The 15,766-nt window shown below is 56.9% G+C and carries 8 protein-coding genes and 1 pseudogene; 2 read left to right on the top strand and 7 right to left on the bottom strand.

All coding sequences use genetic code 11. From position 1 onward, the window contains the following. Window positions 1-116: 116 nt before the first annotated feature. The 7 genes and pseudogenes from M3089_RS08960 to M3089_RS08930 all read right to left on the bottom strand — a co-directional run bounded on the left by M3089_RS08960 (window position 117) and on the right by M3089_RS08930 (window position 12,576). Window positions 117-1,790 carry a hypothetical protein gene (locus M3089_RS08960; RefSeq protein ID WP_249083487.1) on the bottom strand — a complete coding sequence of 558 codons (1,674 nt, stop codon included), beginning with the start codon at window positions 1,788-1,790 and terminating at the stop codon, window positions 117-119. Between the two features lie 8 nt (window positions 1,791-1,798). Then, a complete protein-coding gene (locus M3089_RS08955) occupies window positions 1,799-3,553 on the bottom strand; it encodes an endo-1,4-beta-xylanase (RefSeq protein WP_249083485.1) in 1,755 nt (584 codons plus the stop codon). Window positions 3,554-3,570: 17 nt separating this feature from the next. Next, entirely contained in the window at window positions 3,571-4,614 is a 1,044-nt protein-coding gene (locus M3089_RS08950) for a DUF5627 domain-containing protein (protein ID WP_249083483.1), read from the bottom strand. Window positions 4,615-4,632: 18 nt separating this feature from the next. Continuing rightward, on the bottom strand, window positions 4,633-6,417 hold the full coding sequence (locus tag M3089_RS08945) for a RagB/SusD family nutrient uptake outer membrane protein (protein ID WP_249083482.1): 1,785 nt from the start codon (window positions 6,415-6,417) through the stop codon (window positions 4,633-4,635). Window positions 6,418-6,429: 12 nt separating this feature from the next. Then, window positions 6,430-9,261: a SusC/RagA family TonB-linked outer membrane protein gene (locus M3089_RS08940; protein ID WP_249083480.1), complete on the bottom strand. Its 2,832-nt coding sequence runs from the start codon at window positions 9,259-9,261 to the stop codon at window positions 6,430-6,432. Window positions 9,262-9,366: 105 nt separating this feature from the next. Then, a pseudogene (locus M3089_RS08935) lies at window positions 9,367-9,657 on the bottom strand (RagB/SusD family nutrient uptake outer membrane protein); the annotation flags it as partial. 369 nt (window positions 9,658-10,026) lie between these two features. After that, window positions 10,027-12,576: a glycosyl hydrolase 115 family protein gene (locus tag M3089_RS08930; RefSeq protein WP_394802273.1), complete on the bottom strand. Its 2,550-nt coding sequence runs from the start codon at window positions 12,574-12,576 to the stop codon at window positions 10,027-10,029. Window positions 12,577-12,758: 182 nt separating this feature from the next. Here M3089_RS08930 and M3089_RS08925 point away from each other — a divergent pair, with 182 nt between their 5' ends. Together M3089_RS08925 and M3089_RS08920 are read left to right on the top strand one after the other, a co-directional pair. Beyond that, window positions 12,759-13,961 (top strand): SGNH/GDSL hydrolase family protein, encoded by a 1,203-nt coding sequence (locus M3089_RS08925; protein ID WP_249083478.1) that lies wholly within the window; start codon window positions 12,759-12,761, stop codon window positions 13,959-13,961. Then, window positions 13,958-15,127, top strand: coding sequence for an MFS transporter (locus M3089_RS08920; protein ID WP_249083476.1), 1,170 nt, complete (start codon window positions 13,958-13,960; stop codon window positions 15,125-15,127). The genes M3089_RS08925 and M3089_RS08920 overlap by 4 nt, the downstream gene beginning before the upstream one ends. The last annotated feature ends 639 nt before the right edge of the window (window positions 15,128-15,766 follow it).

The following is a 15,766-nucleotide window of genomic DNA, read 5'->3' as shown; positions in this document are numbered from 1 at the left end:
GTGGCGGGCTGCCATCTTTTGGCAAAAGCCATCCTCCCGCCTGCCAGTGAGGCAGGCGGGAGGGCGGCAATATATCAGGCAAACGCCACCTGTGGTGTAGCGATGCCCTGTAGAAATTACATTTTTATCCGTACAGACACGATGCCCTTGCCCGACATGCGCACCAGAGCCTTGCCACCTTTCACTTGCGCGTGGGCATCGGCCATGTCGACAGTATCGTTGGTCTCAACAGCCTCGGCCGTGGCTTCGGCCGATGGCAGTTGTATGCTCAGGCACCTGAAACCATCGCCCATATTGATGGCCACGAGTGTCATTTCAGTGCGCGAGGCGTTGGCGTAGGCCGTGACCAGAAGGTCGGGGGCCGCCGCAGAGGCCTCAATGCGGTCCATACCCTTGGCATATTTGGCGTAGTGAGCCATGATGTAGCCGTTTTTGGTGGGCTCGCCCTCTGGCGTGGTGTTGCGCTCCGGGTCGTTGTCGCCAATCATGCCGTAGAACCGTTTCAGGTACCAATATACATAAGCCGAGCAGTTGCCTTCCATACAATGGTGCATCTCCAGAGCCAGATGGTTGAGGCTGTATGTCCACTTCTGGAACTCGAGGTAGTTGTCGGCGTTGTCCTTGTTCTGCCCGTCGTTGAAAAGGTGCTCCGTCATCCACCACGTCTTTCCAGCTGCCTTGAGGTGATTGTCGTACAGTCCGCACACATATTTGCGCCGTTGGGCAGTGTAGGGCTGCGTGGTGTCTAAGAATCCCTGGTATAAATGGCCGGCCAAGATGTCGGTCTGTGCCATGGCTTCGGCGTCGGTCAGCACGGCATCGGTATAGTCGGGGTTGTATCCGCACGACTCCGGGCCCATCAGTCTTGTGCCTGCGGCCCTTATCTTCTGGCCGAAGCGCTTTGTGAAGTCGACAATCTCGGCAGGCGACCAATAGGTGAAGTCCATGTCGGGCTCGTTTTGCACCGAAATGGCGTATATGCCGACCCCGTTTTGCCGCATGAAGTCGACGTAGCTTACCAGGTGGTCAGCATAGTCGGCATACTTGTCGGCTCGTAGGTGCTTGAGCGACTTGCCGTTGACGGTCACCTTGTCGGCCCGCTCGTCGCCGCAGTCCCACGGGCAGGCGAAAATGATGGCGCCGAGGGCCTGTGCCCGCCTTGCGCCGTCGACATCGTCGGCCCATCTGTTCTCGTCGGGGTAAATCATTAGCCTGAGGATGTTGTAGCCCAGGCCCGACGGCGAGTACATGCGCTCCAGCTCGCCGGCCGAAATGCGGTCGGCGGGAGCTACCCATATCGACGGGTTGTACATGCCTCCGAATCCGGTCACGTGTTGGTGGGTGATGCTTATGTCGGTGGTCACATCTACAGTCTCATACTTAGGTTTCTGGGTTAGGGTGAGGGAACTTTTGGCTTTGCCGTCGGCCCCGATGAGTGCCAGTGTGGCCTGCCTCGCCTCGTCAGAGGCATTCTCGGCATACTCAATCCTCACTTTGTCAAACCGCCTTCCGCCCTCCCGGCTGCCTCCGCTCACGGCTCTCACTGCGGTGATGACACCGTTGTCCGAATGTTCTATGCGGTAATGACTGCCGTCGCTCTCGACCACAGCCGTGGCCGAGCCCGCCGTATAGTCGACAGCAATGCTGTCGCTGACAAACGACAGAGGCTCTGTGAGTGCCGCACTGATGGTGTCGTCGTCGGAGCACGACCACATGCCGAAGGCCGTAACGATGCTTACGGCAAGCACCGCCATACCTTCCATTAAGTGTTTTCTCTTATTCGTTTTCATTGTAAAAGTCATTGTATAGAGTTGTCGGTAACACCTTTTCCGGCCAAGGCGTCGGCCACGCCCATGTATGAGGCGTTGCGCATGTGAAGCCCATTCCACAGTCCTCTGGCGTTGTCGGTGACATTTGACAGAGCTATGCCATACTGTTGCGGCCCGGGAATTGTCTCAAGGTATTTCCTGACCACATAGTTGTAGTAGTCGGCCACCTTAAGCCTTTGCTCGAAAGTGATGGCCCCGGCTTCTATCTGCTGTCCGTGCTCGTCTTCAAGGCGGATGTCGAGTTCGGCGATGCGTATCATCCGGCCCGTGTCTTTCAGCTTTGTCAGTAGTGCCGATATGTCGGCCTCATTCTGCTTCTGTTTCTCGGCCGACAGCGAGCAGGCAAGGTGGAGCTTGGCCCCGATGCCGTCGACTTTTGTTACGCCGTCGGCCTCCCACTTGGCTATCATCCTGACAAGGCGGTCGAGCTTCTCAGTCCCGTTCTTCTCAAGGTTGCTTTCGCTTACGAATAGAGTCAGCTCGCCCTCGCCGCCGTTGTCTTTGTAGTACTTGCGGGCGCTGGCCACCACCATGCGGGCATAGTTATCCTCCAGGTAGTCGGCCCAGTAGACGTTGGTCAAGGTGTCTTTGTCGGCCTTGTTGTCATTGTTGGCCGACCTAAGCATGTAACGCCCGTCGTCAGACATGGGTTCATCCAAAACGTCCCATGACCTGATGTAGCCACCGGCGGCCTTCATCACTCCTGCAAGATAGGCGTCGAGCGCCTTGGTCAGAGTGTCGCGTTTCTCCTCGGCCGTATAGTAATAGGGAGGCTCGCCCACCGACCAGTCGATGTAGATGTTGTCAATGTAGTAGTCGGCCTTGCCCGTCTTCGACCCTACAGCCAGTTCGAAAGATGAGAGCTTCATCTGTTCGGCCGAAAGGTTGAGGGCTGCGAAGTCGAGGCGAATCAGTTCCTTGCCCCATGCGTCGCCTTGGCATCCGAAGCCGTAGGGCGAGTTGTATGGCGAGTAATCTCCGCCTACACCCACTCGCATTCTCATTCCCTGTCCGTAAAGTCCTCCTGAGCCGGGAGCTTTCATGTCGAGCACGAGAGTCTTGCAGTCGCCCAATGTAACCCCCTCGGGCAGGCTGATGTCAAACACAGGGTAAGAGTCGTAGGCCGCATCCTTGATGTGGAGCACATGTCCGTTCTTGCCCACAGGGTCGTCGACCACCGTTGCCGTGCCCGAGTTGCCTGACAGTCGGAAGGCCGACCCAAGCGGTTGTGCCTCGAAGTCGAAGAACATGGCAGTGCCCGGGTGCTCAGTGCCAGGTATCGGTGCTATGGCCGAATATAGGTACGCCGTGTTGTTGATGTCGTGGCCGCACAGGGCATGGCCGAATATGCCTGTGCCGGCATCCTTGGCCGCGGCCACGAGATCGGTCACGGCATACGCGCCGACTGTGCCGTCGTTGCCGATGATGTCCTTATGGCCCAAGCCGCTTGTTGTCACTGCCTCGTCGGCGTTGGTGATAACGAGACTGTTGAGGCCAGTGCCTTCGGTCAGGTCATTTGCCGGCAGGCCTATCCCGAGCTTTAAGGCGGGGTGTCGCGAGCGGTCGACGTAGCTTTTCAGCACGCCATAGCTGTTGAGGTAGTCGGCCATGGCGACCTCGTCGGGGCGGTTGAACGCCATGCCCGAGTTGAAAGGCCCGTCGTCGGCGCACGACGTCAAGTCTATAGCCAAGGCCAATATCGCAAGTTTGCCTAAAGAGTTCATGTCAAATAACTTTTATTCTACTTCTTTGTCACGGTGGGGTATAGCATCTTCACCTCTCTGCTTCTAAGCACAAGGGTGTCTTTGGTGGCATACTCCAGGTTGCCGTGGTTTTTCAGTCTCACTTTGTAGTCGAGGTACAGTCCGTCTCTGTCCTTTCCTCCCATACTGTGTTTCTCGCCTTTGCTTACGAACTTTCCGTTGCCCGATATTTCGTAATCGGCATTGTCAGATGTCACTGAGCATGTGCCGTCGGCACTGAACGTAAGCGTGAGGTTGAACGTAACGGCGTTGCCGTCGTCTTTCTTTACGGTTATGGGTAGCATGGTCTTGTTCAGACCCATGGTCGAGGTGAACACAACCTCGTCGTTTTCAACGTATTGCGCGTGGCGCACGGCGGTGGCTTTGGTGCCGTCGGCTTTGGTTATGGCGTCTGTGCCACGGCGCAGGTACGAGCCTTGGTATGGGTTTACATACCTGATGGCGTAGAGCACGTAGTCGCGGGGCTGCACGCTCCAGTTGCCGCCAACCATGCGGTCGGGATTGTCGACCAGAGGCTTGCCTCTCAGTATAGAGTCTACTCCCATCGCATCGGTCATGACCAGAGGTATGACATAGTTGAATTCCAGGGCTTTGGGGTCGTTGAAGAAGGCGTCGGTGAGCTGCACGTCGACCCCACCTCGCGGCTTCCCGGCAGGTATGCTTATCTTGTCGGAAGCCAGGGTATAGTATTCTCTTGGCATGGGCAGCACCTTGTTGCCGCCAGTCGAGGCGTCAAAGAAGAGTCCATCGCAGAGTCTGTCGTCGACGCTCACCTTTATTATAATATTGTTTGGGTTGCTGTAGGCCCCGCCCATGGTGGCTTGTATCTGCACCTTGTGCTGGTTGTCGAGAGTCACGTCGACCTCGTCGTTGTTGCCTAAGGTCACAGTGCGACCCACAACCTGGTGGGCGAAGTATGCCGTCTGGTAATCGAAGTCGTCGAACACAGGGTTGCCGTTGTCGCAGGCCGTCAGTGCCATCGCGGCCAATGCCGCCAATAGTGTATGTCTGTAGTGTATCATTGATTGTTGTGTTAAGTGTTATTTCCAGCCTTTGTTTTGCTTCAGTGCGTCATATTTCAGTATCTCGGAATATGGTATGGGGCAGAACGTCATGTAGTCGGCAAACGCACGTTGCTCGACATCAAACGGATGGTATGCCCCGGCGTTGGCATCCATGCCCCGGGCAGTCTCGGTCAGCGTGGAGTTCCAACGCCTGAGATCCCAGAAGCGGAAGCTCTCGAAGCACAGTTCCAGTCGCCTCTCGTTGCGTATGAGCTGGCGCATCTTGTCTTTGTCGTCCTTACACTCCTCGAGATAGGCGTCTTCTTGACCTTTGGCCAAGCCAGCTCGCTTGCGTATGGCCTTTATCACGTCGTATGCCGAGTATTCATGCCCGCCTCGACCGGTTGGCCCGTAGGCCTCGTTGGCTGCCTCGGCGTAGTTGAGGAACATCTCGGTGTATCTCACACGTGGTATGTAATGAGGCTTTTTCATGTTTGACGAAGGGTTGCAGTTGACGTCCATGCGCAGGCGTTTCTTCATGTAGTAGCCCGTCCGGGTTGACGTTTCCTTCACGTTGATGCCGTCGTCGGTGCCGGAGAGCGAGCCGGTGAGGATGGCAACGTCGTGCGACGTGCCTGTGCCATCGTCGGCTGTGCCCTTGCTGCCGTTGTAGAAGATGTACTTAGACAGCCTCGGGTCGCGGCCTGAGTATGGGTCTTCGGCGTTGTATCCGCTCTTCGGGTTGCTGATGGGATAGCCGTTGGCCATTGGGAAAGCGTCGACAAGGTTTTGCGTGGGGTTCATCATGCCCTTGCCAAACCATGACGGCGGATAGTTGTTCTGCTCCTGCGAGTCGTCGGCGGTCTGTATATTCTCGCGCCAAAGTATCTCCTTGGGGTTGACACCCTCCTTCAGGGCGTCGATTTCGGTGGTGTTGCAATAGTAAGTTACGCCATTTGCGGCCAAGCCGTCAACCCCGCCGACATGGTCGATGACTGCAGCTGCAGCGTCGGCGGCAGTTCCCCAGGCTTGCTGGTCGCCCTTGAAGGCTGGGCTTGCGGCCAGCAGCGTAACCCTGGAGCGTATGGCCTTGGCAATGATGCCGTTGAACAACTGGCGGGCGTATTGCCCCATCACCCTGTTGTATACTTCCTTCCGCTTGGTTATTCCCAGGTATTTGGCGGGTATGTCGCTGTCGCTGTTTATGTTCTCATACTCCTCGGGCAGTTTGGCCTCGGCTGAGTCGAGGTCGGAGATAATCTGCCTTACGCACTCCGAGAATGTGGCGCGAGGCATGTTGAAGTTGGCGTCAGAGCTTAGGAACGTGGTAAACAAAGGCACGCCCATGAGCTGTCCGTCGTCAGTGATGCCGGCGTGGTTTCTCAGCAGATAGTAGTAGAACAGGGCCCTGAGACCATAAGCCTCACCCGTTACGCGCATTCTGAACAACCGGGCCGGCTCTTCGTCGTCGGCCCACTTTACGTTGTCTATGTTGGCAATAAACCTGTTGAGCACGTTTATGGTGTTGTAGCCCTGGTTCCAGAAGTTCACAGGGTTGTCGGCGGCCGTCCAGTTGCCTGTTGCCATGTTTAGGTATGGGTTGCCCTTCTGGTTGGTCACGGCATCGTCGGTGGCGTAGTCGGTGTCGCTATAGTAGCCCGGTATTATTCTATAGCAGTTGAGCAGCATGCCCTGGGCATACTCAGAGCTGGAGTTTACCTGTTCTTGGTCTTTGAAATTGTCTATGGCTGGTGAGAACAGGTCGTCGCATCCCGACAGCATAACGATGCCCGTTACCAGCATGATGATATTTTTCTTCATAGTTTCCGGTTGTTAGAATTGTGCTTTTAAGCCGATGCTGAAGTTGCGGGTGTAGGGTGCGCCACCAATGTTGCGCTCCATGTGCTTGCGCTCCTTGGCAATGGTGAGCAGGCTCTCGCCGCTGACATATACGATGAGCCCCTTGACAAGCATGCCCGGCTTGAACATGCTCTTGCCCAGGTCGTAGGTGATCTGAACCTTGTTGAGGTCGAAGCGGTCTGTTGAGTACAGCCAGAACGTGGAGTTGCGGAAGTTGTTGCTGTTGTCGGTGGTGCTCAGGCGCGGGAATGTGGCAGTGGCCTTGGTGTCTTCTGTCCACCGGCCCATCACCACCTCAGAGTATTTGCGTGACCCTCTAACCCAGTAATAGTCGGAGTTCTTGAAGCCTTTTGCTCCTGTCTGGCCTGTCCCGGCAACAAACAGCGTGAAGTCTTTCCACTTCAAGGTGAGGTTGATGCCATACGTGAAAGGGCTCGTGCCACGGCCGAGGTTCACCTGATCGCGGGAGTCGACCACGTTGTCGCCATTGACGTCTTTGTATTTCAGGTCGCCAGGCTTGACAGAGCCGAAGGTCTGCTGTGCGTGGGCTGCTATGTCGGCCTGGCTGTCGAAAAAGCCCTCGCAGACATATCCCCACTGAGAGTTGAGCGGGTTGCCAACACGGTACTGGTACTTGTCGCTGTAAACCTCGTCACGTTTTGTAGCCTCGGCTGTGCAGTACATGCCTGCCAACCCCAGGCTGGCATCCACCTGGCCCACTTTTTTGTGAAGGTTGACAGTGAAGTCGAAGCCCGAGTATCTGTCTTTGTTGAAATTGATATTGGGCAGGAAGTTGACGTTGCTGTAACTGAACCATGAGGGATAAACCGTATTGTTGCCGGTGGCCAGGCCGCCGTCCATCACGTAGCGGAAATAGTTGGCGTCAATGGTCAGCAGCCTGTCGAAGAGTGAAGCCTCCAGTCCGAAGCGCATTTCCTTGCGTGTGACGAATGTGAGGTTGGGGTTGCTGCCAAGTTTCTGGCTGGCCGTGTAGCCGCCTGCCGAGCTGTCGTGCCATTGATACCACCCTCCTTTGGTGTCGTAGTATCCCTGGTAGAGGTAGTAGTTGTTTATGTCCAAGTCTTCGTGCAGGTTGGCGAATGAGGCCGTTAGCTTCAGGTCGTCGACAAACGCCACGTTTTCGGCAAACCATTTCTCCTGGCTTACGCGCCATCCCAGCGCCACCGTGGGAGACAGCGCATTGCGGTTGCCCTCGGGCAACTTTGCCGAGTGTACCATGGCACCGGTGAAGTCGAAGTAGTAACGGTGCTGATAGTTATATGCTGCACGCAGGCCCAGGTTTACATTGCTTGTGCGGTGGTATTCGGAACTGCCGTGGTTGGCGTCGGTTGACTGTTGTGTCTGGTAGCCCCAACCAAGCAGGGTGGCCGACACGTTGTGCGAGTCGTTGAACGTTCGGTTGTAGTCGAATTGGGCACTGAAGGTGATGGTCTGCCTGTATTTGCTGTCACCAAGGTACTCGTTTGACGATGCCGTGTCTTCGTTATACTTCTTAAGTGATGTTATCATGTCACGGCCGTTGACGTTAGACCACGTGGGTTCGTACACGGCATAGTCCACTTTGTATGCCTCGGAATAATAGTTCTCGTAGTCAACTCCGAACACTGTCTTGAACGACAGGCCCTTGAGAAGCATGCTCAGGTCGGCCCCGATGTTGACGTCGAACATGAAGTTGCGTGTGCGGTACTTCACGTAGCCCGCAGCCATGGTTGTGGCCAGGTTGTTGCTCAGGTCGGTGGAGGTGCCTCCCAAGAGATACTTGCCGTCAATTATGTGGCTGCTCGTGCTGATGATGTCGCGTATGGCAGAGTTGTTCTGATCCATCTGGTCGATGGGCAGCAGTGGCGCGAACCAGTTGGGCCGCAGCGTAGAGGCTGTGTTCCAGAAGTCGTCTCGGCCCCAGTAGCGGTCTTGCACGTTCACGGCGACATTGACTTGCGCTTTGAGCCAGTCGGTTATGCGCATGTCAACGTTGGTGCGCACATAGAAGTTCTTTGTGTTGTTCTTGTCGGCCTCGCCCAGCTTTACAAGTTCGTTGGCATAGTTCATGCCGAAGTTGACGTAATACTGGGTGCTTTTCGAACCTCCGTAAACCTCGCCTGTGGCGTCGGCCGTGGTGGTGAACTTGCGCAGGTAGTCAGAGCTGTATAGGTCGAGGTCTGGATAACGGTAAGGGTTTGAGTGGCGTGCGGTCTGGTAGATGGTGGTGGCATCATACCGCTCGTTTATTCCGTCGTTGCGGCACGCCTCGTTGTATAGGGCCATGTAGCTGGCAGCGTCAAGGTACTTGGGGAATGCCTTGGGCACTTTCAGGCCAACGTTGGCACGTACGTCGATGTGCATTCGCGACACCTTTCCACGCTTTGTTGTGATGATAATCGCCCCCTTGGCCCCACGGCTGCCGTAGAGGGCCACCGCGCTTGCGCCCTTTAGCACGGTCACCGTCTCGACCATGGTGGCATTGACATCGGTTACGTTGCGTGGAATGCCGTCAATGATGATAAGGGGCCATTGTCCCCATATGGTGCCGGAGTAACCGCCTATGATGGCGTTGAGGTCGTCGGTCGCGCCGGTGTGGTAGTCTTTCTCCAACAGTTCGGCCACGTTCACTGTCGACACGGCTCCCATCAGGTCACGCTTGTCGGCCTGCCCGAACGCCACGTTTACCGTTTCGCCATTGCTGACACCCACGCTGTCTGTCACTTCCCTCGCCATGGCCTCGGTAAGGCAGCCCGCCGTCATAATCGAAATCATGGCTCTGATATATAAGTCTTTTCGTTTCATTGTTACTGTTTTCTGGTTCAGGATGCCGCTTCTGCGGCACCCTTGTTACATAAACCTATCGTTTGCGTATCGTAAAGCTGTGCTTTAATTTGTATTGGCCCGCCGTCAGTTCCAGCCGGGGTTCTGGCCAAAGCTCTCGTACATCATCACGTCGTCGCGTAAGAACGGTAGCCAGTAGTGCCTGTCTTGGTACTTGCGCTCGAAAAGAATTTCCTCCCTGATGTTCAATACATGAGCGTCTTGCGGGTTGTCATAGTCTACGCCCTTGGGGTCGCGGTCGAAGAATACGGCCTTTTTCAGCGTGTACGGCCGTTCGGTTAGCAGCATCCACCGTCGCAGGTCAACGAAACGGTGACCCTCGAAAGCCAGCTCTACGGCTCGCTCACGGCGCAACTCGCTGGCTCCCATATTACCTCTTCGCCAAGGTTGAAACTGTTATGGTAGTCAGTGGGCAAGGTGGCGCTGCATGAAACGGGCCGTATGATGACGTGAAACGAGCCGTTCCGGCTGTCGATACGGGCCGTTCGGGCCGGCCGAAAGGGCCGTATTGTAAGCCTGTGGCTCAGGGCCGGCCGCTGAGGGTGGCCGCTAACGGGCGTTACGATGGTGGGCGAGGTGTTGTAGTGCCACGAATATTCGTTACAGATGCAGGCATGCCGACGGTTGGTTGAAATGGTATGGGCGCGTTAATTGCGATGCGCCCATACCGAAGAAACAAAGTATAATCAACTATTTAAATGTGCCTGCAATCCGATTGTGGCTTGTTTATCGGCGGCCTGCGGCCACCCTCTTGCCCGACTCCTTGCCGAAGAGGAACTGCGGAACGTAGCCTCCGGCGTCGACCACCACCTTTTCAAACACGATGCCCGGGTCTTTTGGCCTCAGTGTGAGGGTGTGGAGGCTGTCGGGGCCCACGGGCAGCGTGACGGTGCTTTCGACCACCCTGCGCGCCACGGTGGGGTAATAAACCGAGTGGACGTTTTCGGGGTTCTCGTTGAGCCGGCTGTTGAAGTTGACGCTTACGGCATCGCCGCCGTCGAGGCTCACCTCGTATGTCATGCCGCCCTTGACCTGGAAGTCGAGCGTTGACTTGACAACGACGTGCACCTTCACTGTCTTCACGCCGCCAATGCCGCCGAACTTGTATGTCAATTCGGCCCCGTCGGTAGGCTTGGTGTAGGGCATGAGGGCCATGGCGCCCAGGGTGCGGCCCATGTGGGGTATGTTTGTCCAGCATGCCTCTTTTGCGTCGCGCTTGCAGAAATAGTGCTCGGCCTCGATGCTCACCACGCCATCGGAGCCCTCGAACACGTAGCCGCCCTGCCCGCCGGCAGCCATACGGTATACCCGTGGCATGATGTCGTGGGGGAAATCGTCGTTCCACGATGTGGAACCTATGTGCTTCTGTATCATCATGCCACGCCATTTGCCTCCGGCCAGCTCGTTGTTGTATTGTGCGCAGAGAGCCGAGTCGCGCCTGAAGAAGCGCTCGCAGCGGTCGGCCCATACGTTGGCGTCGGGGTTGCCGGCCTCGTAGAGCCTGTTGTTCATGGCCTGGGCGCGATACATGCGGTGGAGGTTGGCCATGGCCTGGATGGGAAAGAGAATCAGTTCGCGGTAAGCGTCGTGCTGGTCGGGGCGGAGCCTGGTGTACAGCTCCAGTGCCTCGGCCTCAAGCTCGGTGTATTCGGCCACCACTTCGTCCCACTCGCCCTTGTCGAGGTTGTAGGTGCCGGCATCGAGCATCTCTGCCGTAGAGCGGCCGTTGAGCTTGCAGCACAGGTTGAGCAGCCGCGCTGCCTCGTCGGCGTGGGCCTCGCCAAACTGCTGGGCGCAGAACTCGCGCGTGTGGTCGAGCAGGTTGCCGGCGTTGAAGCGGCGCGGGTTCCATGCCATGCTCAGGAACATGTCGATGGGATACTCCATTGGCTTGAGGTCGCCCACGTTCAGTACCCACAGCTTGTCGACACCATATTCGTAGGTGAGGTGCAGCTGCTCCCACATGTTCTGTATTGGCGTGGCGTTGAGGAACTTTGAGTTGCGGGGCGCTCCCACATAGTCTACATGGTAATACATGCCCCATCCGCCTTTGCGCTTGCGCTCGCTGGCGTTGGGCAGGCGGGTCACGTCGCCCCAGTTGTCGTCGCACAGCAGCACTATGGCGTCGTCGGGCGCCTTCAGTCCCTTCGCCATGTATCTCTGCACCTCCTTGTAGACGGCCCAGACCTGTGGCCTCTCCTTGGCAGGGCGGCCGGTGGCTTCGGCAATGATGGCCCTTTGGTTCTTGAAAATCTTGCGCAGCAGGGCTATGTTGCGCTCGTCTTTGGTCTTGTACTCGCTGTCGTTGCGGTCTTCGCCGCCCATGGGCTCGTCGCCGTCGCCACGCATGCCGATGGTTATCAGGTCTTCGGCGTCTTTGGCGCGCTCAACACCGAGGCGGAAGAAGTCGTCGATGACCTTCTGGTTGGTCTCATAGTTCCACGCCCCGTACTGCTTGCGGTGGCGTGCCCATTCCTGGTGGTTGCGCGCCATGGGCTCGTGGTGCGACGTGCCCATGATGATGCCCATCTCGTTGGCAGTCTTGCTGTTGAGCGGGTCGTCGGCATAGAAGCTCCATCCCCACATCGCCGGCCACATGAAGTTGGCCTTGAGGCGCAGCAGCAGCTCGAACACACGGGCGTAGAAGTCGTGGCCGCCATAGTCGGTGCCGTAGGTGTTCTTCACCCACGAGGTGAGGCAGGGGGCCTCGTCGTTGAGGAATATGCCGCGGTAACGCACGGCCGGCTCACCGTCGGTGTATGTGCCACCTTTTATATAAATTCGCTCGTGGTGCTCGACAGGCACGTCAGCCCACCAATACCACGGCGAGACGCCAATCTGCCTCGACAGCTCGTATATGCCGTAGATGGTGCCGCGGCGGTCGGAGCCGGCAATGGCCACCTGGTTGCCGGTGGTGGTTATGATGTATTTCTCGCACTTGCCCTTCAGGTCTTTGGCGTTTATCACACCGAGGCTGGCCAGGCGGTCGATGCCTGCAGAGTGGCCTATGGTGCCGACAACGATCTTGGCGTCGGCATGCCGGCCCATCGTGGCCTCGGCGCCGCACACCTTGCCGATGTCGGTGGCCAGGTTGCGGGCGGCTATCGACACGCCCTTGAGGTCGGCAGGGTCAAGGTCGATGGTTACGCGGCCGTCGTTAAGCAGCAGGCCGCCGCCCGTGAAACTCACGAACCGGGGGGCGCCGGCCATGGCCGACACCACGAATAGCAGGGCCGACACGGCCATTTGCCTGATGAAAGATTGTCTTTTTATCATTTCTAATTTTAGGTATGTTATTCGTTTCTCCGCGAAATTAGCAATACTTAAGGACAGTGAGGCCATGAAACGGCTTTTATTTTGCGGCATGAAACAAATAGCAAACAATACGGAACACGCTTGCAAGCCTCATGCGGAATTAGTGATTAACTTCGCGATGTAAACCAAACAAAAAAACAAGAATGAGACATTATGTATCTGTCATGCTGTTGCTTCTTGCCATGATGGCGCATGCCGCCGACGGCAAGTGGGCAGGAACGTGGGCCACAGCTATAGAGCCGGTGGGGAAAAACGACCTGCCGGACAATCTGGACTTGGCCAACAGCTCCATAAGGCAAGTGGTTAAGGTGTCGACGGGGGGCCGGGAGATAAGGTTGAGGCTGTCGAACGAGTTCAGTGAGAAACCAATAGAGATTCGCTCGGTATGGGTGGCCGACACGCGCGACTCGTCGGACGTTGACAGGAAGACGGCCCGCAGCCTGTATTTCGGCGGGAGGAAGGCCGTAACTATAGAACCAGGCAAGACCGTGACGAGCGACGCCCTGGCCTACGGCCTCAAGCCGTTGCAGCTGCTGGCCATAACCATCAGCTATGGGGCGGTGTCGGCCAAGGCCACGGGGCACAGGGGCTCGCGTACCACGTCGTATGTCGTTAAGGGTGAGGGCAGGCCCCGGCGCTCTTTCAACGGGGCATTGCGCTTGGAGCGGTGGCTCAACATCGCAGCTGTGGAGGTGAGGGCCGACGGCAAGAAAAGCATTGCCATACTGGGCAACTCGATAACCGACGGGCGAGGCAGCGACACCGACAGGCAGAACAGGTGGCCCGACCGGATGGCCGAGGCACTGGCCGGCAACGCGCTGACCTCCGGGATCGGGGTGCTTAACCTTGGCATTGGCGGCAACTGTGTGGTGGCCGGGGGGCTCGGCCCAACGGCACTGAACCGCTTTGACACCGACATACTGGGGCAAAACGGGCTTGAGGCGGTAGTCGTATTTGAGGGCATCAACGACATAGGCGGAGCACAAGGCAACTGTGAACGCAGGGCAGGAGAGCTGATAGAGGCCTACAAGCTGTTTGTGGACAAGGCGCACAAACGCGGAATAAAGGTGTATGGGGCTACAATAACGCCGTTTGGCAACAGTTTCTACGACGCGGGCTTCTTCAGGGAGGCCGCCAGGCAGACCGTCAACAGGTGGATAAGGACTGGCGGGGCCTTTGACGGGGTTATCGACTTCGACATGCTGATGCGCGACAGCGAATGCCCCGCAAAGCTCAGGAGGCAGTGGCAAAGCGACTGGCTGCACCCTAACGCCGAAGGGTATGAGGCCATGGGGCGGATGGCGGCGCAGTTTATCATTGACGAACAAACAAAGGCCGAGCCATGAGCGTTGTTGTTTCTTTGAATGAAGCCAAGGGCTTTTGCCGCCTGGGCTGGCTTACGAGGATAGGGTTTGGCGCAGGAGACCTGGCACAGAACCTGGTGTACCAGACCATTTCCATGTATTTGCTGATATACTACACCAATGTCTACGGCCTTGACCCGTCGGCAGCGGCGTTCATGTTTCTCGTAGTGAGGGTGGTCGACCTCGTGTGGGACCCTTTAGTGGGAACATTTGTCGACAAGCACTCGCCGCGCTTCGGCAAGTACCGCTCATACCTGCTCTTTGCCGGAGTGCCGCTGTCGGGCTTCGCCATCATGTGCTTCTGGAACGGATACAGCGGTTCGCTGCTGTATGCCTATGTCACTTACGTGGGGCTGTCGATGCTATACACTCTGATAAACGTGCCTTACGGAGCCCTGAATGCCTCGCTCACTCGTGACACCAACGAGATAACCATACTCACATCGGTTAGGATGTTGCTGGCAAACACCGGCGGACTGGCCGTGGCCTATGGTATCCCGGTGCTCTTGGCCAAGCTGTCGCCCGACGGGAAGATGAACACCGCGGCCTCGTCGGACGCATGGCTGACGACAATGACTATTTACGCTGTGGCAGGTCTGGCGCTTATGCTCTTCTGTTTCAGCCAGACGCGGGAGCGTGTGGTGATGGGCGACGACGAGACTGCCGACGTGAGGCTCAGTGACCTCTGGACGGAGTTCTTCCGCAACAGGCCGCTGCGCATACTGGCCTTCTTCTTCGTGACGGCGTTTGCCATGATGGCCGTGGGCAACTCGGCAGGCTCTTACTACATGATATATAACATACATGCCGACGCCGGGCAGGTGGCCAACTTCATGGCTCTGGGGTCTGTGCCTGCATTCATATTCATGCCAATGGTTCCGGCCATCAAGCGGAAGGTTGGCAAGCGGGCCATGTTCAGCATCTTTCTTTCCGTTGCCATTGTGGGCATGGTGCTGGCCTTTGTGGGCTTCGACAAGGGCAGCGAGAGCGTACAGTCGCCGCTGGCTGAACAGGGCATCCTGTGGCTTGTGGCTGTCATACTGGCGGCTTTGCTCGTTGTCGCCCTGATGATAATATCGCGTTACGAACTCACCGACGAGCGTATCGACGAGATTAACCGTGAGATTGAGCGTAGGCGCAATGTTTGATTTGTGTTGCCATCATGATGGCGTGGGGCTTGCAGCGGTGTTGCGGCATGTGTGTCGAGTGGCCATGGCCGCCATTGCCAGGCAATGCCTTTGGCAAGGAGGGAGGGGCTGTCCGCACGGAGACAAGGTGAAAATAGCTTGACGGCAATGGGCTACTTAGGTTAAGGCGTGCGCCGTCTGGTGGTGCCTGTTGCCTTGTTAGGGTGGTTGGATATGTAGGTTTGTGGCCGCTGCAGGTTTAATGCCACCGACAGGCAGCCCAGGGCTGGCGAGCAGACGGCTCTTGCTACGTTGCAGAAGTGGTATGATTGTGGCGTTGACGATGCCGCCCGCCATGTAGGCCAGGGCACGGGCATTGTCGACTGTTGGCTTTTATTGCGGTCCATTGGACAGTGGTGGGCACAATGGAATCTGTTGGCAGGCAGCTTGCTGTGGTGATGCGTCCGGCAGTTGGCGATTCCAATGGCGAGTTACTGCATAGCTTCTTGCGGGTTCGCATCCACATCTCATACTGTTCGGACAGCACTGTCATTCCCCTTGTTCGCATCCATTTCACAAATGTTGTATACCTTTCGCAAGTCTCATTGTGCCTTACATAAAATACAGAATCCCGAAAAAGTGGGGGTGTTGTCGTTTTTC

It is taken from the genome of Marseilla massiliensis (genome assembly GCF_023336985.1).
GTDB lineage: Bacteria > Bacteroidota > Bacteroidia > Bacteroidales > Bacteroidaceae > Prevotella > Prevotella intestinigallinarum.
This window is presented reverse-complemented; position numbering and strand designations above follow the sequence as displayed.

Bases quoted from the DNA above. Each gene is read 5' to 3' on its own strand.
- M3089_RS08925 (WP_249083478.1), top strand. From the start codon at position 12,759: ATGAGACATTATGTATCTGTCATGCTGTTGCTTCTTGCCATGATGGCG.
- M3089_RS08950 (WP_249083483.1), bottom strand. From the start codon at position 4,614: ATGATACACTACAGACATACACTATTGGCGGCATTGGCCGCGATGGCA.
- M3089_RS08955 (WP_249083485.1), bottom strand. From the start codon at position 3,553: ATGAACTCTTTAGGCAAACTTGCGATATTGGCCTTGGCTATAGACTTG.
- M3089_RS08960 (WP_249083487.1), bottom strand. From the start codon at position 1,790: ATGAAAACGAATAAGAGAAAACACTTAATGGAAGGTATGGCGGTGCTT.
- M3089_RS08945 (WP_249083482.1), bottom strand. From the start codon at position 6,417: ATGAAGAAAAATATCATCATGCTGGTAACGGGCATCGTTATGCTGTCG.
- M3089_RS08940 (WP_249083480.1), bottom strand. From the start codon at position 9,261: ATGAAACGAAAAGACTTATATATCAGAGCCATGATTTCGATTATGACG.
- M3089_RS08920 (WP_249083476.1), top strand. From the start codon at position 13,958: ATGAGCGTTGTTGTTTCTTTGAATGAAGCCAAGGGCTTTTGCCGCCTG.
- M3089_RS08930 (WP_394802273.1), bottom strand. From the start codon at position 12,576: ATGATAAAAAGACAATCTTTCATCAGGCAAATGGCCGTGTCGGCCCTG.